The organism is Rhodopseudomonas sp. P2A-2r, assembly GCF_026015985.1.
Classification (GTDB): Bacteria; Pseudomonadota; Alphaproteobacteria; order Rhizobiales; family Xanthobacteraceae; genus Tardiphaga.
The window spans coordinates 6,415,661-6,433,435 of the sequence record NZ_CP110389.1 but is presented as its reverse complement, the minus strand read 5'-3'; the positions used below and the strand labels follow the sequence as shown (position 1 = coordinate 6,433,435).

Here is a 17,775-nt window from a genome sequence, read left to right as displayed (position 1 = left end):
TCTGGCGCCCTTGCGCGGAGCGAGGGCGCCTCGAATGCGCGATCATCAACTGATCTTCTGAGACTGAATATCGAACCCGAAATCCGTCGCTCCGCCGGCATCGCCGGTGTCCTGCTGCAGCTTGTAAGTCTGCTTGAATTCCGCGAACACTAGCGAAACAGTCTCATGAAGAATCTGCTCGGAACCGGAGCCGCTCCAGGATACGTTGCTGACCATGATGTCCTTGAGGTCGATCGTCAGATAATCAACCTTGCTGTCACCATCCAACTTTCGGCAGGTGATTTTTCCTGAACCGATATGTTTGCCTGTCGCACACGCCTTGAACAGCGTGATCGAGGCCTTGTCGCAAATCTTGTTGACGTGAATGGAGCTGAAATTGGCCTGGGTCGATTGCCCACCCTGACCGACCTTGAACGAGGCAGGATTGTCTACGCTCCAGCCCCAACTGTTGATTTCGATTTCGTTCGGATGGGCGAGGTCTTGCGATTCACCCTGCACGTCGTCAAGCTTCAAGAACATCTCGGCCATTTATTCATTCTCCAATGTCAACGCCAAGGTTTGATGCGACCGCGTCTTCGCCGTCCGTTCGGTGTCAGTACGGCTCGGCTATTTGTCGGTATCGATCGACGACAGGTTCAATCGCTTTTCACTTTGCGATTGGCAGTCGCGAAACCAGTCGAAGGCCGATATCCATTCCTTCAAGCTGAAAATGCGGCCGCAACTCGAAGGTCGCTGAGTAATAGCCGGGGTTCTCTTCGTTCTCGACGATGTTGATCTTGGCGCCGGCGAGCGGGCGGCGGCATTTGGTTGCTTCGCTGGAGTTCTTCGGATCAGCATCGACATATTCGCTGATCCAGTTGGTCAGCCACTTCTCCAGCTGCTCCTTCTCGTAGTAGGAGCCGACCTTGTCGCGAACCATGCATTTTAGATAGTGCGCAAAACGACAGACCGCGAACATGTAAGGCAGCCGGGAAGACAGGTTGCTCGATGCCGTTGCCTGAACATTGTTCTGGTAGGCTTTCGGCTTGAACAGTGATTGGGCGCCGATAAATGCCGCGCGATCGGTGTTCTTGCGGTGAATGAGCGGGATCAGTCCCGACTTGGCCAGTTCCGCCTCACGGCGGTCGCTGATCGCGATTTCGGTCGGGCACTTCATGTCGACGCCGCCGTCATCGGTCGGAAAGGTGTGAGACGGCAGGTCGTCGACCTCGCCGCCCGATTGCACGCCGCGAATGCGGGCACACCACCCGTGCTCCTTGAATGCCCGGTTGATGTTGGCAGCCATCGCATAGGCTGCGTTCATCCAGGCATATTTCTCGCCCCGATGACCGTCGGTGTCCTCCTCGAAGGCGAATTCGTCGACGGGTTCGGTCTTCGAGCCATATGGAAGACGCGCCAGCACACGCGGCATGCACAGCCCGACATATCGCGCGTCGTCGGAATCCCGCAGAGACTTCCAGGCCGCATATTCGGGCGTGTCGAACAACTTGCTGAGGTCGCGCGGATTCATGAGTTCGTTCCACGAATCCATGCCCATTAGGGTCGAATCTGCGGCGGCAAAGAACGGCGCATGCGCCGCAGCCGCAATCTTGCTGAGGTCGCGCAGAAGCTGCACGTCGGTCGGCATGTGGCTGAAATAGAAGTCGCCGACCAGGCAGCCATAGGGCTGCCCGCCGAGCTGGCCGAATTCCTCTTCGTAGATCTTCTTGAACAGCGGGCTCTGGTCCCAGGCTGCGTTGGGATACTGCCGAAGGTGGCGATACAGTTCGTTTTTGGACACGTTCATGACGCGGATTTTAAGCATCGCGTCGGTCTCCGACTGGAAAACCATGTGCTTGAGGCCGCGCCAGGCGCTTTCGATCTGCTGGAACTCGGGCGCGTGAATGATCTCATTCATCTGAGCGGACAGCTTCTTGTCGAGCTGAGCGATCATCTCTTCCAGCGTATCGAGAACGTCCGCCTTGATCAGGCTGGTGTCCGCAAGTGCCTGCTCAACTAGCGTCTTGACGGCGTTCTCGACTTCCGTCGCGGCCCGTTCCGTCCTTGGCTTGAAGCTTTTTTAAGCAGTTCCTGAAATTCGTCCGCTTCGCGTGTTTCGACCAGCGCACCTTGTTCGGCGTGGGCTTTTTCAGTCGCCATGACTGGACTTTCCAATGTTCGGGTTCGTTAGGTCGTACCGTTACCTTCGCCGCCCTTGTCGGTTGCGCGATTCTTCACTGCGGCCATGAGCTCAGGATCGGACAGCAGCTTGCGCAGCTGATCCTCTGCCGCGACTTTGCCGTCCATGTACCGAACGAGGTTTGCAAGCTGCGTTCGCGCTTCGAGCAGCTTGGCGACCGCGGGCACTTGTCGTGCGACGGCCGCAGGCTCGAAGTCAGCCATCTTGTTGAAACGCAGGCTGACGCCGATCTTGTCGCCACTGCTGTCCGAGAGCTTGTTGTCGACCCGGAAACTTACGCCCGGCTGAATGGCCGCCATGCGCGCGTCGAGATTATCCATGTCGATATCGAGAAATTTGCGCGCGTGCATCTCGTCCTTTTCAACACCTGGCGTATTGCCGGACAGATCCGACATCACACCCATGACGAAAGGAATTTCGACCTTTTCTTCGGCGTTCGCCGGATTTTCGTAGGTGATATGAACCCGCGGAGGGCGATTTCGGCGAATAAATTTTTGACCACTGTCTTTTGCCACGCGCTGTCCCCTGTTGGAACCGGCCGCCGACTAAACATGCAGCAATTAGAAGTAATTTTTTGCTGCGCGTCAATCGGCGAGTCCTGCACCTCTATCGAACTCATCGCACCGGCCACTGATGGCCGTTAGAGGTAGTAGCGCGAACCGGTTCGAAGGTTCACTTGTCCGACGCGATATTTTTCAGAGCGGCTTTCGGCAACACATCCCGCAGGACGCTCATGAAATCCCGTTCCGCGAGCGCGCGTGCGCGGTCGCACAGCATGGGAATGGGACTTGAGGGCTCGGAGTGCCGGAAGAACCGTTGGACCTGATCGAGCAATGCGATGGCCTGCGACCGGCTCGCGACCCGGAACCGCGGCGTTGATCCGGCCGCCGCATCGGGTGTAGCTGCCTCGGGCGTGGAAGTGATTGGCGAGACTGCGGAAAGTCCCGACAGCTTTCCGACAGGAAGTTCGAATACCTGGTCGCCGCCGATCAGGAAGGCGGCCTTGTCCATCTGGGTCGGCACGAGAATGGACAGCACTTCGTAAAACGATTTTCCGATCAGCAGATGCGCCTGGCGGACCAATGGCAGGATCGGACTGGAGGGTTCGAACTGACTGTAGTAGCTGGCAATTGCGGCAAGCGCCTCGCTGGCTTGTGCGAGCGTTCCCGGCGCTTCAAATGTGGACGATCGCGCACTGGCGTCGCTGTCTGGAGCAGAGTCCGCGGCATTCCCTTCCGCGGGAGCGGCTTGTTCACGCTCAAGGCCATTCGGGTCGATGAACAGCGAGATCTTGCCCACCAGCGCTGACAGGTTTTCGAGCCCCGGCGTAACCTGATGGAGCGCAAGCGCATTGCGTATCTGCGCCAGGGAGCCCCTGAGCGATGTAAGAGTTCGTCGTGCCGTCGCCAGCGCGTCGGCATCGGTGTCACTGTGGGCTTCGACGATGGCGGCCGGCGACAGCTTGGTCTCGCCGGGGCGCGGAGCCACCTCGCCCGTGGCGATCATCCAGCTGCGATAGCTGATCGGTCCAGACCGGCGGGTGTCGAACAGCGGCGCATACTGAAGAGGAAAGATGGCCATCGGGCCATCGAGTTCGGACAGCGCGGTCTCGCGCATGAGGATGTCGCCGTCCTGCGGACGCGGGTGAATGTCATCCCAGTACCGATCGAGCCAGGATGCGATCGAAGCCACCGTGTCGGAGAAGCCGGCGAGATCCCTGTTGAGAATAGAGAGTCGCGCATTCAGCGCCATCAGGCGAAGGTCTCTGGTGCGATCGAAAAGCGGCGCCAGCGCGGCCAGTCGACCGGGCAGATCGATCGTCGTCCGGTCGAATGGCTTCTTGTCGTCCAGCGAAAAAAACGACGTAGGCAGAATGCCTTCGGTATGAGCGACATAGTTGAGATAATCGGCGTCGCCGTCCATGTCGAGGTCCGGTCCGCACGGATCCGTTGCGCTGAGAGGCTGCCAAAGTCCGGCGAGCACCGGCACGTCCGCCGCATCCAAAGCCGGTTCCGGGGCCGATTGATCTTCGTGCAAAGGCGGATTGGAGACGAGGTCAACTTCCGTCACGACTCGCCTCTCCGTCATTTCCTCCAGCGAGGTGCTGGAGTCGATGCTTGCACGATGACACGTCAGGTCGCCATTCAATTAGGATAGCAGATCAGGAAGCCCTGCCCAAACGGCTTCGTCGTGTAGTAACTGATCGGACGCTTCACATGCGCGCCGCGAAAGACAAAGAGTGAGCGATCCGTATTATTCAAGAATACCGGAAAGACATCATTCTCAAAGTGATAATTTGGATCGCTGGAGGGGTCTGGGAACCATGGCTCCATCGCAGTAACGGTGCTGGTCGTCAGATCGATGGCATGAATGACGTTGACATGTCCGCCCAGGACGCCGGCCCGGAACGCGATGATGAAGGGAAGCTTCGACGGCACAAAGTATTGGCTGACCGCCGTCGGCCCGACGCTGTCACACGTTATGCGGACGTTCTGGCGTTCGTAAAAATTCCGCAGGTTCGTCAGCGACATCGTGCCGTCCGAATTCCAGATGTGGGCTCCCAGGACCATGAGCGTGGACTGGGAGATTTCAGTACGGTCCGGCAGCGCACGTAGCCACCAGGCCAGGCAGGCGGCCCAGCACATGGTCGCATCCATCTGGCCTTCCGGCCTGACGCCGGAATCGTTGCCTGGCAGTGAACCATCGGCCCGCGTTACCTGTACTTGCAGGCCGACATTGATGTACTGGCCGCCGACGGGGCGCGCTGGCGGTCCCGCCGGAAAGCGCAAGTCGCCCCGAAACGGTATCAGGCCGACATCGAGCAGGGTTGTTCCGATCGCATTGCCGCGAAGGGAGATCACCTGCTGGCCGCCGGCCGCGCGCATCCGGATGTCATCGTTCTTGACGACGTTGTCATTGTTCGAGGTGACGCCGAGCGAGGTTCCCGTTCCGGCGGGGCCGATCAGCAGGATATCCCGCGTTTCACCCACCGGGATCTGCATCCGCCAGATCGATCCGGGCTGCCTGCCGTCGGTGTCGTACCCGGCCGGTCCGGCATTCGGCGGTTTTGCGAAGTACACCAATGAATCGCCCATAGGCAGGCCCTCCGCGCTGACGTCCCGATATGCGCACAACTTGATCTTGCGCTGACTCTATATTGGTCCCGATCCCAGCCCGTTGGTTCAAATCCGGTTGGTGCCACGATCGCAGAATGCCCGGTTCAACAATAACCGTGAGATCCATTGAACCAATACCGGCGCTGCGCGACAAATGACTTGATGCCTTGCGATGTCGGCAGGTCGTATTGTCGGGCATGCTCTCCAGCCCAACAGGCTGGCGGCTGCGGTATGGGAATGGATGCGATGCCCGGAAGAATGATCTGGCACGACAAGCGGCTCAAGGGAACGCCTCCACCGATCGCCCCTAATATTCACGTCGTCGATAAAGACACCGATCTCGGTGGTTCGATCGGCTGGATTGCGCATTATGCCGGCTCGCAGAACGGCCTCGATGAGCTGCTCGTGATGTGTCACGGGTTCGAAGGAAACTTCAACATCTCGCAGCAGATATCGACCAATAGGCGGGTCGGCGGGTTTGGCTTGCAACTGTGCCGTGAGGGGCTGAGTCTCATGACTGTCGGCAAGACCATGGCCTGGAAACGCGGCAGTGGGCTGATCCGACGTATCACGGTCTATGCCTGCGGAACTGCGCAGACCGGTCCCGGCAATGCCGGCACTTACGCCGATGGCAAGCGTTTCATGGGCGAACTGGCGATGGCCAGCGGCGCCTACGTGATCGCCGGCCGCGATGCCCAGGCTTACAATCCGGAGTCGGTTCGCATGAATTCCCCGCTCCCGATCGACTTCGGCGACTGGGAGGGACCAGTCTATCTGTTCGATCCCGCCGACGGCAGCGCAAGACCCTGTCAGCCCGGGCCCATGATCTGACGGCCGTCCGATATCGTTACACCAGGCCAGCAAGACTATAGTCGACCAGGGAAAGCAGATGCAGGAGCGAACGACGGCAAACATCAGGCCGCGGTCTCGGGCCGACGCTGACAATTTCAGCGGGTTTAGTCTGCTTGGCGCGACGCGCGAGAGTTTTCGGCTTTTTCGGAACTTGCGAACGGGGCATTGGCCCGAGCCGGTGAGGGCCTGACCTGTTCGATGATGGATGTAGCTTCCTTATAAGGACGAGAACCAGATGGGACTGCTCACTCAGGATGGCCGCGTTGCAGAATTAACGACCCCGCTGGGCAAGAACGTCCTTGTTCTGATGAAATTTGAGGGCACGGAGGCGCTGGGCGAACTGTTCGAATTCCATGTGGACGCGCTGAGCGAGGACGAGAATATCGATTTCGACAAGGCGCTTGGACAGTCATGTACGATCAAGCTGAAGGCCTATGAAGGCAAGGTCCGGATGTTCGATGGTATCCTGGCGCAGGCCCAATGGGTCGGAAAGTCGGACGATTTCTTTCATTACAAGCTCGTCCTGCGGCCGTGGTTCTGGATGCTGGGCTACAAGGCCGACTGCCGGATCTTTCTCGACAAGGACGTCAAGGACATCATCCGCGAGGTCTTCACCAAGGGCGGCTTCAACGATTTCGAGTTCCGGACCACGGCGGACTACGACAAGATTCATTACTGCGTGCAGTATCGTGAAAGCGATCTCGCCTTTTGCCATCGACTGATGGAAGAATACGGCATTTACTACTTTTTTGAGCATTCCGACGGCAAGCACACGATGGTGCTGGCGGACTCGCCCTCGTCGCATCGGCCGAATCCGCAGGTTCCCAAGCTTCCGTTCATCTACCTGAGCGGTGTCGAACTCCGCCTCGACCAGCACCTGTTCGGCTGGATATCGGAACGCCGGTTCCGTACCGGAAAAGTGGAGTTCAACGACTATGACTACCTGAAGCCGAACAAGAAGTTGCGCGCGCCTAACGAGGCCTCGGAGAAATATGCCTTCTCGAAGCTTGAGGTCTACGACTATCCGGGCAAATACGACGAGGAGAGCAAGGGCAAGAAGTTTTCCAGATTCCGGCTCGAGGCCGAACAAGCCGTCGATCACCGCCGCCTGGTCGAGGGCGACGCCGCTTCGCTTTTTCCGGGAAGCCTGGTCGACGTCGAGCGCCATCCGGTCTCGTCGGAAAACCAGTCCTATCTGGTGCTGCGTTCCACCCATCGGTTCGGCACCCAGCACTATCGCTCCGGCTGGGGCAAGGAGGCCGATCAAGTCTATCACGGGGAATACGAGTTCGGTACCAAGAACCGCCCGTTCCGCATTCTCCCGGATACGCCAAAGCCCTGCATCTGTGGCATCCAGACAGCCAAGGTGGTCAGCAAGAAAGGTGAGGAAAGCGAGGAGATCAGCACCGACGAGAACGGCCATATCTGGGTTCAATTCTTCTGGGACCGTGAGCCGAAGAAGTCATGCCCGGTGCGTGTGGCACACGCCTGGTCGGGAAAGAAGTGGGGCACCCAGTTCATCCCACGGGTCGGCATGGAGGTTGCTGTGGCCTATCTGGAGGGAGATCCCGATCGCCCGCTGGTCATTGGCTGCATCTACAATGGCGACAACAAATTTCCTTACGAGCTGCCGGCCCACAAGACCCAGTCCGGTACCAAGTCGGATTCGACGAAGGGCCATAACGGCTACAACGAATTCATGTTCGAGGACAAAAAGGGCAGCGAGCTCATTCGCATGCATGCGCAGCAGGATCATCTCGTCGTGATCAATGCCAACCAGACTGGCAAGGTCGGCACGGTCGACCTCGACTCTCCTGCGCTCGGCGGCGACCAGACCTGGACCGTCGGCGGCAACCGCTCCTGGACGATCCAGAAGGGCGACGACAGCGTCGAAGTGCAGATGGGCAGCCAGATCATCAACATCGACATGGGCGCCCAGAGCACCACCGCGATGATCTCGATCGAGGATTCTGTGCTGATGAGTTCGGTCACGGTGATGCCGGCAACCGTCAACACCGAGGCGCCGATGATCAACCGGCTGGCGCAGGCCATGATCAACGATACGGCCGGGGCGATGATCAATATCACGGCGCCCATTATCCACCTCAACGGAGTCGTGCTGATCAACGGCATGATGCCGGTCGTCATCCCCATCCCGGTCGGTTGAGTTTTATCTGGAGTGTAACCCGTTGGGAGTTCAAGAAGTTCGGATGTCTCGCGCTCGTTTCCCCACCGTCCAGTCGTTGCTCGAGACCTTTCCCGAACTTGCCAAGGGAGCCACGAGCGCGGCCGTCCACGACACGCCGGTGGCGCATCTGAAGAAGCTGCTGGCGCAGGACAAGCTCGAGGAGGCAATCAATTTTTGTGCCCACTTGCTGCCACGTCGGGAAGCGGTCTGGTGGGCCTGTGGCAGCGTCCGGATGCTGCTTGGGGACATTCCCCGCGATCGCGCGGCTTGTCTGGTCGCTGCGGAGAAATGGGTCGAACGGCCCAGCGAAGAATTGCAAAAGACGGCGCTGAAACTCGGAACCGAAAGCGACAGCAACGACGCGTTGAGCTGGCTGGCGTTGGCCGCGGGTTGGGCCGGCGGGGTGATGCTCGCAAAGTCCGATGGTCCTGTTCCCATGCCGCTTTACCTCACCGCTCGGGCGGCGCGCGTCGCCATACAGCTCGCCGCCGTCGGCATGCAGAAAGCGGAGCGCGCCGATCGGTTGAAGCGATGTCTCGCCGAAGGCATCAGGCTCGCGGAGAAAAATCTGTGAAGTATCGCGCACTACGCAGAAGTGTCGTGACGGGCAATTCCTCCGTCGCTTGGGTGCATGGAAACGCCTTGAACGCGGAACGGAGTAGACCTAAGATTTCAAGCGACGACTACGCTCTCCGTAGTGCGGGAGGACGGTTCGATCAATTCAGATCCCATGCCTGCGAGCTAGTCGAATGACTCTGACGCTCCGGATCGACAACGAGACCAGCCTGCCTGATGGCGGTCCGTTGAGTGTTTCGATTGCCGGCAAACGTGGGGTGGATATCGGTCGCGATCCCTATCTCGACTGGACCCTTCCGGATGCGACGCGCTTTATCTCCGGCAAACATTGCGAGGTGAGGTGGCACGACGATGGATACTGGTTACACGACATTTCGACCAACGGCACGTTTCTGGACGGAGAGGATAGCCGCCTCAGGGGGCCGCACCGGCTCCGCAATGGTGACCGTTTTCTGATCGGGCGATACATTATCCTGGTCGAGCTCGATGAGCAGGAACCACCGGCGCTGCAGGCAACATCGGGTAGCGGCGCGAGCACCAGTTACGGAGAATTGTGGGACGCGCCGGGCGACGCGGCGCCGCCGATAGATCCGCGAATGCTGAAAGCGCCGCGGGATATGTCGCCGGTGAAGCCCGATTTCCTTGACTGGGCAATCGATGTGCCCTCGGTGCATCCTTCCGCAACGCCCGGTGTGCAACAGCCACTGCAGCAATCCGCGGCCGAGGTCTGGAACTCCGATACGGAGGAGAGCTGGTCGCAGGCAACGCCGAAACCGCCGCCTCCGCCCCCGAACTGGTCCCGGTTCCAACGCCGCGTCGACCCGTATGGATTACGGCTGAACCCGATGGCCCGTGGGCCGCCCCGCTGTCAGCGAAAGCCGAACTCCAGCACGAGCGCCGTGGCAACGTCTCGGCGCCGGCAACGTCCGCCCCCGTCGATGATCGCGTGCCGGCTGTGCCCGCCATGCCTATCGAACCGCCGACGCGCACGTCAGCCGACGTCGCGCTCGGCGAAGCGTCCGACTTTATACGCCTCGTCGCACGCGGTGCCGGCCTGGACGACGAGGCGCTGGCGAGCCGTGATCCTTCCGAACTGGCCAAGGAACTCGGTGAGCTTTTGCGGCTGGTGACGGACAACATGAAGCAACTGCTCGAAGCACGTCAGCACGCCAAGCGTTTGGCTCGCAGTTCGAACCAGACCATGATCAAGGCGCTGGAAAACAATCCGATCAAGTTTGCTCCGACGACCGACGATGCGATGCGCATTATGTTCGGCAAACCGACGCGGAGCTATCTCGATGCGCGAAGGGCGCTTGCAGAGGGGTTCGACGATCTGAAATTGCACCAGATCAAGACATACACGGCCATGCAGCAGGCTCTGAAACTGATGTTCTCAGCCTTCGATCCGGCGAGAATCGAAGCGGACTTGCAAAAGGATCGAGGATTCATCGGAGCCATCGGATCGCGCAAGGCGCGACTGTGGGACAGTTACGTCACGGGCTGGCAGACACGGATCGCACGGCACGAGGACGGTGTACTCAACGCTTATATGGAGTTGTTCGCCGAATGCTACGATCGCGAGGAGCGGCGCGACTAGCGTCGCCCTCTTGACTGGCGTCGAGTCGCCCACGGCGGCGGGCGTGCGAAAACGGGATGACAACGTGCTTGAGAAGTTCGATCGGCATTTGCTGGAAAAAGAATAGGTCGGTTCGAGAATGTCCTGGTACTCCAAAGTGGCGTGGACAGAGGGCTTGTTTCTTCGTCCTCATCACCTTCAGCAAAACGACCGCTACCACGAGCATGCCCTGGAATCCCGGGTACGGTATGTTACGCCATATCCTTGGGGCTTCTCGCATCTGGAAATCGACCGCGATCTGGCGCAGCAAAGCAAATTTGCTCTCCGTCGCGCATCCGGAATCATGCCGGACGGAACGCCTTTCGACATACCGGGCGACAGCCCGTTGCCGGCACCCATCATCGTGCCCGATACGGCTTCGCAACAGATCGCATATCTTTCGATGCCGGTGGCCGCTGCCAATATGCGTGAGGCGGACGATCGGGAGAGCGACAGTGCGGCGCGCTTCATGATCGGCGCCGAGACTTTCATCGACTCGACGTCGTCGTTGCGGATCGAAGAGGAGATCGACGTCGCCTTCCCGCGGCTTGGCTTTGAACTGCGGAAGACGGCCAAGCCCGGCTATATCGGCCTTGGCATCGGCCGGATTCTCGAGGTACGCGACAAGCAGATCGTCTTCGATGAAAAATACGTCCCCCCGTTCTGATTTGCGGGGCCCACCCGGTCGTGGACGGCTGGATGGATCGCGTCGTCGGCTGGATCGACAACAAGCTCGAAGAACTTGCGCGTTACGCGGCGGATCCCACCGCCGGCGGCGGCCTGCAGAGTGTCGACTACTTTGTTCTGCAACTGCTCAACAGGCATATCGCGGTCCTGAAACACTTTCGGCAGTCGGGCTACCTGCACCCGGAACGCCTGTTCGAGGAGTTTCTCCGTCTGGTCGGGGAATTGGCGACCTTCGCGACTCCGGAGCGCCGCGCGCGTGAATACCCGGCTTACGATCATGACGATCTGGAGAATGTCTTCGGCCCCGTGATGCGGGACCTCCAGGAGTTTCTCGGCGCGCGGCTCGGCCGCCGCGCGATCCGGCTCGAACTCATCGAACGCGCCGCCAATGCGTTCGTGTCCACAATCCGCGATCGCTCGCTGTTTCGCAACGCGACATTTGTTCTGGAGGTCGCGGCGCGTCGGCCTCTGACCGAAATTCAGAGCCAATTCCCGCAGCTGCTGAAAGTCGGGCCGAATACCAAGATGAACGAGATCGTGCATGCCCATCTTCCCGGCGTACCGCTCGTCCACCTCCCGACGCCGCCGCCGCAAATCCGCGCCATCACCGACCACGTCTATTTTTTCTTTGACCGAAAGTCGCCGTTGTGGCCTGAATTCTCGACGGCGAGTTCGATCGGACTGCACTTTTCAGGCGATTGGCCCGAACTTGAACTAGAGTTGTGGGCCGTTCTGGAAGATCGGCGATGAGTGACAAGGTCCCGCCACGAGGCCCGTTCGGCGTTCCCAGCGAGCGGACGATCGTTCGGCCCAATCCGGGTGGGCGGCGGCCGGAGGCGCCCGCTTCACCGGGCGCTCCGACGCCGGTCGGTTCCGGCAGTCCGCCGCCGCAGGCCACGCCGGCGGTCGGAGCGCGCTACGTGCCGTCGGGCGCACCCGGTGATTCCAACTCCGACGAATGGATCCTCACCGAACGGCAGCAACAGGCGCCGCAAACAGGCCCGGCAGTTTCGCCCGTCAAGATCGACGAACTGGTCGCGCCCAACGAGAACCCGATTCTACGTTCGGCCGGTCCGCTGTTGCTCCTGCTCGGTCGTCTGCGCGTCGCACTCGCGCGGGCGTCGTTTGCCAGCCTGATGGAGCAGGTTGCAGATGCCATCATCTTCTTTGACAAGGACATCCGTTCCGCCGGCGTCTCGGAAACGCATGCGAACGCAGCGAAGTACATCATCTGCGCCACCGCCGACGATATCGTTCAGAATATTCCGACCGAGGACCGCCACGTCTGGACCCAGTACAGCATGCTTAGCCGCTTCTTCGGCGAGCGCATTGGCGGCGTACGATTTTATGAGGAGTTGACGCGGTTAAAGCAGGACCCTGTCGTCAATTATAATGTGCTCGAACTGCAACACACCTGTCTGGCGATCGGCTTTCATGGCATCCACCGCACCTCGGCCGGCGGCGTCGCCACTTTGCAGCAGATCCAGCGTGATCTCTACGAGACGCTGCGCCGGGTCCGTCCCAAGGCCTATCGCGAATTGTCGCCGCGCTGGCAGGGACAGAACCTCGCAGGCCAGACCTCGCGCGTGCGGGTGCCGTGGTGGGCCGTGCTTGGCGTGACCGGCCTTGCGCTGTTCGGCGTTTATTTCGTGTTGCTTTACTGGCTGACCGGTGGAGCCGACATCGCCGCCGCCGCGCTGGCGAACATGCACGACACCGGTAAGCTGTCGCTGACCCGCAAGGTTCAATTGCCGGCGCCGCCGCCCTATGTGCCGCCGCCCGAGCCCGACACGATCACCCAGCTGCAGCGCATCTGCGCGGCGCTGAAGCCCGAAGTAGCGGCCGGCAAGGCCGCCGTCGAACAGACCGCTAACCAGATCATTATCCGGGTCGGCAACGTGCTGCTATTCAATTCGGGATCGGCCACCGTCCTCGACGAATTCAAGCCGATTTCCGAGCGTGTCGCGCAGACGCTCGACAAGGAGGAGGGCTTCATCAAGGTGATCGGCCATACCGACAGCACGCCGATCGGCGCCAGCAATGTCCGTTTCCCTTCAAACTACCAATTGTCGGTGGAGCGCGCCAAGAGCGTCGTGGCGCTGTTCAGCAAGTCGCTGGCCAAGCCGGATCGGCTGCAGAGCGACGGCAAGGGTGAGACCGCGCCGATCGCCGACAACAAGACCGCCGAGGGACGCGCCAAGAACCGGCGCGTCGAGATGTTAATTCCACGGACAGATACCGGCCCGGTCACAGAGCGGACCTGCCGCCAATGAAGGGCATCGCATCCAGAGACGTTATCCGGATCGTGCTGTCGGGGATCGGTCTCACCTCGATTTGCGCCCTGATCTATTTCCTCGGACCGCTGATCTCGATCGGCGGCTATCGCCCGCTGGAGAGCTATGTCGGCCGCGAAATGGCGATTCTGGTGGTCGGCGCGATCTTTGCGTCGGTGATGACCTTCCGCTGGAACCGACGCAAGAAGGCGGCGGCGAAACTCTCGGAAGGGATTGCCGAGGCCGACAAGATCGAGGACGATACCGACGTCCTCAAGGATCGCATGAAGGACGCGCTCGCCACGCTGAAGACGGCGAGCGGCGGCAAGGCCGACTTTCTTTACGACCTTCCGTGGTACGTGCTGATCGGGCCGCCGGGCTCGGGCAAGACCACGGCGCTGGTCAATTCCGGCTTGAAGTTTCCGTTGTCGCGGGGCGCGACGCCGAAGGCGATCGCCGGCGTGGGCGGCACACGTTACTGCGACTGGTGGTTCACCGAAGACGCCGTGCTGATCGATACGGCCGGTCGCTACACGACCCAGGATTCCGACGTGAAGGCGGACAAGCAGAGCTGGTTCGCGTTTCTGGATATTCTCAAGAAGAACCGGCCGCGTCAGCCGATCAATGGCGTGCTTGTCGTCATTAGCCTTGAAGACCTGATGACGCTGGACCCCGGCGAGATCGCCGTCCATGCAGATGCCGTCCGGGCGCGGCTGCTCGAGTTGCACGACCTCCTCAAGGTCGATTTCCCGGTCTACGCGCTGTTCACAAAAGCCGATCTGGTCGCCGGATTTCGTGAGTATTTTATCAGCCTCACGGACGAGGGCCGCCGTCAGGTCTGGGGCGCGACGTTCCAGACGGATGACAAGACCCGCAACCTGGTCGGCAATGTTCCCGCTGAGCTCGACGCGCTCGTCGAGCGGTTGAACTACGATCTCACAGATCGATTGCAGGAGGAGCCCGCGCCTGGAAATCGCGTTCTGCTGTATGGATTTCCAACTCAGATCTCTGCTCTCAAGGGCCACCTGTTCGATTTTCTCAATCAGATATTCGAGCCGACGCGGTATCATGCCAATGCGACGCTACGGGGATTCTATTTCACCTCGGGCACACAGCAGGGCACGCCAATTGATCGGCTGATCGGCGCGCTCGCGAAAAGCTTCGGGGCGGAGCAGGTCGGTGCGCAGGCTTATTCCGGTCTTGGCAAGAGTTTCTTTCTCACCGACCTGATCCTCAAGGTGATCGTCGGCGAGGCCGCCTGGGTTTCGACCGACCGCGCTGCCGTCCGTCGTGCCCGCATCGTCAAAGCCTGCCTGTATTCGCTGGTATCATTGGTCGCCATCGCCGCGACGGCACTGTGGATCGTCAGCTACACGCGCAACCGCGAGCTGATCTCGCGCACGCAATACGCCGTTGCCGAGTACAGTCAGCAGGCCGGTCCCTATGCGCATGAGACGGTGATCTCCGACCGCGACCTCCACAAGGTGTTGCCGCTGCTGTTCAAGCTGCGCAACTTGCCTGCTGGCTACGCCAGCCGCGGCACGCCGGTGCCGCTGCTGGCGACGTTCGGCCTCAGCCAGCGTGACCGGCTGCAGAATTCGGCCGCGCAGGCCTATCACATCGGCCTGGAGCGGCTGTTCCGGCCGCGGCTGATGTTCCGCCTCGAAGAGGTGCTCGATGCCAACAAGGGCAATCCCGGACAGCTCTACGAGCCGCTCAAGGTCTATCTGATGGTTGCCGGCCTGCAGAAGACGGACCGCGATCTGGTGGTGACGTGGATGCGCAACGACTGGAGCGAAACTCTCTATACCGGCGCCTCCAATGCCGACGGCCGCAAGGCGCTGCTGGAGGAGATCAACGCGATGTTCGATCTCGAAGGGGGCGATGAGCCGCTGATAGAGCCGAACACCGGACTGATCGACGAATGCCGCCGCATCCTCGCGCGGCTCAATATCGCCGATCGCGCCTATCAGCTGCTGAAATCGCAGGCCCGCCCGGCGATCGCGCCCGACTGGGTCGCGGCGCGGCGCGGCGGTCCGGATTTCGCCACCGTGTTCGAGAGCGCCAGCGGCGATAATGTCGAGGCGGTCAGCGTGCCCGGCTTCTATACCTATGCCGGCTTCCAGCGCGCTTTCATCGACAAGCTGCCGACCATCGCGGAGCAGTTGAAGAGCGATAACTGGGTGCTGGGCGACGTGGGCAAGATCGACGCCATCACCTCGCAGTTCGACAGCCTGAGTGCGGACCTGCTGCGGCGCTATTCGCGCGACTTCGTGGCCGCCTGGAAGCAGGCATTCGATCGGCTGCGCATCCGCCCGCTCAACGGCGGCAAGCCGAAATACGAAGCACTCAACGCGGCTGCGGCCACGACCTCGCCCGTCCGCCTGCTGATCGAGTCGATCCGCGACGAGACCGCGCTGACGCGCGAGCAGAAGGACGCCAAGGAAAAAGACGGTGCGAAGAAGGACGGCGCATTGCCGTCGCTGATCACCTCGCAAGGCGGCTCGCCGGGCGCCAGCATCGAGGCAGAGTTCAAGCCATTTCATCAGGCGGTGGAAGGCGACGGAGCGCGGCGGCTGATCGACGTCATCGTCGGCGATCTCACTGCGATCAACAACAGCCTGCAGACGCTGGTGCTCAATCCCGCGCAGGAGCAGCAGGCCACCGCCGCACTTCGCGTCCAGGTCGCCCAGTTCAAGAACGATTCATTGCGGATGCCGAACCCATTCAACAACATGCTGCTGCAATCGGCGAATTCGTTCGAGAACACCATCGCCAACGACACCTACCGGCAGATCCGCGACGAATTCCAGAAGTTCGTCTATGCGCCGTGCCAGAGCCTGGCGACCGGCCGCTACCCGCTCGACCGCGGTGGCCGCACCGAGATCGGCCTCGCCGATTTCGGAAGGCTGTTCGGCGGCAACGGCTATTTCGACGGCTTCTTCAAGAAATACCTCGAACCCTATGCCGACACCTCGACGCGCGAATGGAAGTGGCGGCAGGAAAATCCGGTTGCCAAGCAGATGTCGGCGGAAACGCTGCGCCAGTTCCAGCGCGCTTCGCAGATCAAGGACGCGTTCTTTCCGACCAACGGCAACGTGCCTTCGATTAGTCTCAGCGTCACCCCGCCGCTGCTGCCCGTGACGGGTTTGACCGCAAAGCTCGAGATCAATGGCGTCGCCGCCACCTCGTCCAATCAGCAAAACCCGGCGCCGATCGCGGTCACCTGGCCCGGCGCGGGCGGCAAGACAGCGGTGTCGCTGGCGCAGGAGCCGGCGGTGCCCGGCACGCTGCCTTCGGAGATCGCCGGCGGCACCGGGCAGTGGGCGCTGTTCCGGCTGCTCGACAAGGCCTCGAAATCGGCGCGACCGAACGGCGTGTTGGCGAGCTGGATCGTCGGCGGTCGCGAGGTGGCGTTCCAGATCGGCACGGGAACGGTGGTCAATCCGCTGCAGCTGCCGGCGATGTCCGAATTCAAATGTCCGACTACGCTGTGAGACGACATGAACTGCAGCCTCTACGGTAAGCTTCCGTCGAAGCGCGATTTCGTCGCGGTCCGGGCGCCGCGCGCTTTTCTGGGTGCGTGGGAGCCGTGGCTGCAGGCGGCGATCTCGTCCTCGCGCAACGAACTCGGCGAGGATTGGCAATCGGCATTCCTGATGGCGCCGATCTGGCGCTTCTGGCTTGGCTCCGACCTTTGCGGCCGCAGCACGATCGGTGCCTTCATGCCGTCGCTCGACGGTGTCGGCCGCTATTTTCCGCTGACGGTGTTCGCCTGCGCGGATGACGGCGCATCCATTGCTCCACCCGAGCTCGACCCGCAGGAGAGCTGGTTCGCCGCGGCTGAGACCTTTTTGATGTCGGCCCTCGATCAGGATACGACTTACGACGTCGTATCGGCTCGCCTCGACCAGCTGATACCTCCGGCGCAGGGAGGGGCCGCCCTGCCGCAAACCGGTTCGGCCTTCGATACGGCGGCCTTTGCGGCTGGCGACGGTATCCTTGACGGAACGTTCGAGGCGCTGCGTCTGCGTCAGCATGACGACGTCTATGCCGCTGCGTCGTTCTGGTGGACGATCGGCGGCGAAAGCTATCCGCCTCGCGCCCTGGCGGCCAAACACATGCCCGACCCTTACATTTTCTCGCGAATGCTGACCGGTCAATTCGCGGCAGCATGACCGGGGAATGCCGATATGGGGAACGAAACCGCATGGATGAACCGACGTCGCGAATATTAGTCGGCGCAGCCACCCATGTGGGCAACGTTCGACGACGCAACGAAGACAGCT

11 protein-coding genes and 3 pseudogenes are annotated in these 17,775 nt (G+C 60.9%); 9 read left to right on the top strand and 5 right to left on the bottom strand.

Annotation, left to right across the window (positions count from 1 at the left end):
• Positions 1-45: 45 nt before the first annotated feature.
• From ONR75_RS30915 to ONR75_RS30895, 5 genes and pseudogenes are all read right to left on the bottom strand, one after another.
• Entirely contained in the window at positions 46-528 is a 483-nt protein-coding gene (locus ONR75_RS30915; RefSeq protein ID WP_265080603.1) for an Hcp family type VI secretion system effector, read from the bottom strand.
• Positions 529-646: 118 nt separating this feature from the next.
• Positions 647-2,139: pseudogene (gene tssC / locus ONR75_RS30910) on the bottom strand (type VI secretion system contractile sheath large subunit).
• A 27-nt stretch (positions 2,140-2,166) separates the two neighbouring features.
• Positions 2,167-2,694 (bottom strand): type VI secretion system contractile sheath small subunit, encoded by a 528-nt coding sequence (gene tssB, locus ONR75_RS30905; protein ID WP_265080602.1) that lies wholly within the window; start codon positions 2,692-2,694, stop codon positions 2,167-2,169.
• Between the two features lie 157 nt (positions 2,695-2,851).
• Complete coding sequence (locus ONR75_RS30900; RefSeq protein ID WP_265080601.1) at positions 2,852-4,249, bottom strand: ImpA family type VI secretion system protein; 1,398 nt, start codon at positions 4,247-4,249, stop codon at positions 2,852-2,854.
• A gap of 74 nt (positions 4,250-4,323) precedes the next feature.
• Positions 4,324-5,274, bottom strand: coding sequence for a hypothetical protein (locus ONR75_RS30895; protein WP_265080600.1), 951 nt, complete (start codon positions 5,272-5,274; stop codon positions 4,324-4,326).
• Positions 5,275-5,541: 267 nt separating this feature from the next.
• Here ONR75_RS30895 and ONR75_RS30890 point away from each other — a divergent pair, with 267 nt between their 5' ends.
• The 9 genes and pseudogenes from ONR75_RS30890 to tagF all read left to right on the top strand — a co-directional run bounded on the left by ONR75_RS30890 (position 5,542) and on the right by tagF (position 17,664).
• On the top strand, positions 5,542-6,126 hold the full coding sequence (locus ONR75_RS30890) for a hypothetical protein (RefSeq protein WP_265080599.1): 585 nt from the start codon (positions 5,542-5,544) through the stop codon (positions 6,124-6,126).
• A 256-nt stretch (positions 6,127-6,382) separates the two neighbouring features.
• On the top strand, positions 6,383-8,314 hold the full coding sequence (locus ONR75_RS30885; protein ID WP_265080598.1) for a type VI secretion system Vgr family protein: 1,932 nt from the start codon (positions 6,383-6,385) through the stop codon (positions 8,312-8,314).
• A 43-nt stretch (positions 8,315-8,357) separates the two neighbouring features.
• Entirely contained in the window at positions 8,358-8,909 is a 552-nt protein-coding gene (locus tag ONR75_RS30880; protein ID WP_265080597.1) for a DUF6931 family protein, read from the top strand.
• A 175-nt stretch (positions 8,910-9,084) separates the two neighbouring features.
• Positions 9,085-9,312: pseudogene (locus ONR75_RS30875) on the top strand (FHA domain-containing protein); the annotation flags it as partial.
• 245 nt (positions 9,313-9,557) lie between these two features.
• Positions 9,558-10,508 (top strand): type VI secretion system-associated FHA domain protein TagH, encoded by a 951-nt coding sequence (tagH, locus tag ONR75_RS30870; protein WP_320109761.1) that lies wholly within the window; start codon positions 9,558-9,560, stop codon positions 10,506-10,508.
• Between the two features lie 118 nt (positions 10,509-10,626).
• Positions 10,627-11,963: pseudogene (gene tssK / locus ONR75_RS30865) on the top strand (type VI secretion system baseplate subunit TssK).
• The gene (gene tssL, locus ONR75_RS30860; protein WP_265080596.1) at positions 11,960-13,486 is read left to right on the top strand and encodes a type VI secretion system protein TssL, long form; all 1,527 of its coding nucleotides are present in this window, start codon (positions 11,960-11,962) and stop codon (positions 13,484-13,486) included. The pseudogene tssK and the gene tssL overlap by 4 nt, the downstream one beginning before the upstream one ends.
• A complete protein-coding gene (tssM, locus tag ONR75_RS30855) occupies positions 13,483-16,983 on the top strand; it encodes a type VI secretion system membrane subunit TssM (protein WP_265080595.1) in 3,501 nt (1,166 codons plus the stop codon). Before tssL ends, tssM begins: the two co-directional genes overlap by 4 nt.
• A 6-nt stretch (positions 16,984-16,989) precedes the next feature.
• Positions 16,990-17,664 carry a type VI secretion system-associated protein TagF gene (gene tagF, locus ONR75_RS30850; protein ID WP_265080594.1) on the top strand — a complete coding sequence of 225 codons (675 nt, stop codon included), beginning with the start codon at positions 16,990-16,992 and terminating at the stop codon, positions 17,662-17,664.
• Positions 17,665-17,775 lie beyond the last annotated feature (111 nt).

Bases quoted from the DNA above. Each gene is read 5' to 3' on its own strand.
- ONR75_RS30915 (WP_265080603.1), bottom strand. From the start codon at position 528: ATGGCCGAGATGTTCTTGAAGCTTGACGACGTGCAGGGTGAATCGCAA.
- ONR75_RS30895 (WP_265080600.1), bottom strand. From the start codon at position 5,274: ATGGGCGATTCATTGGTGTACTTCGCAAAACCGCCGAATGCCGGACCG.
- ONR75_RS30890 (WP_265080599.1), top strand. From the start codon at position 5,542: ATGCCCGGAAGAATGATCTGGCACGACAAGCGGCTCAAGGGAACGCCT.
- ONR75_RS30885 (WP_265080598.1), top strand. From the start codon at position 6,383: ATGGGACTGCTCACTCAGGATGGCCGCGTTGCAGAATTAACGACCCCG.
- ONR75_RS30880 (WP_265080597.1), top strand. From the start codon at position 8,358: ATGTCTCGCGCTCGTTTCCCCACCGTCCAGTCGTTGCTCGAGACCTTT.
- tssL (WP_265080596.1), top strand. From the start codon at position 11,960: ATGAGTGACAAGGTCCCGCCACGAGGCCCGTTCGGCGTTCCCAGCGAG.
- tssM (WP_265080595.1), top strand. From the start codon at position 13,483: ATGAAGGGCATCGCATCCAGAGACGTTATCCGGATCGTGCTGTCGGGG.
- tagF (WP_265080594.1), top strand. From the start codon at position 16,990: ATGAACTGCAGCCTCTACGGTAAGCTTCCGTCGAAGCGCGATTTCGTC.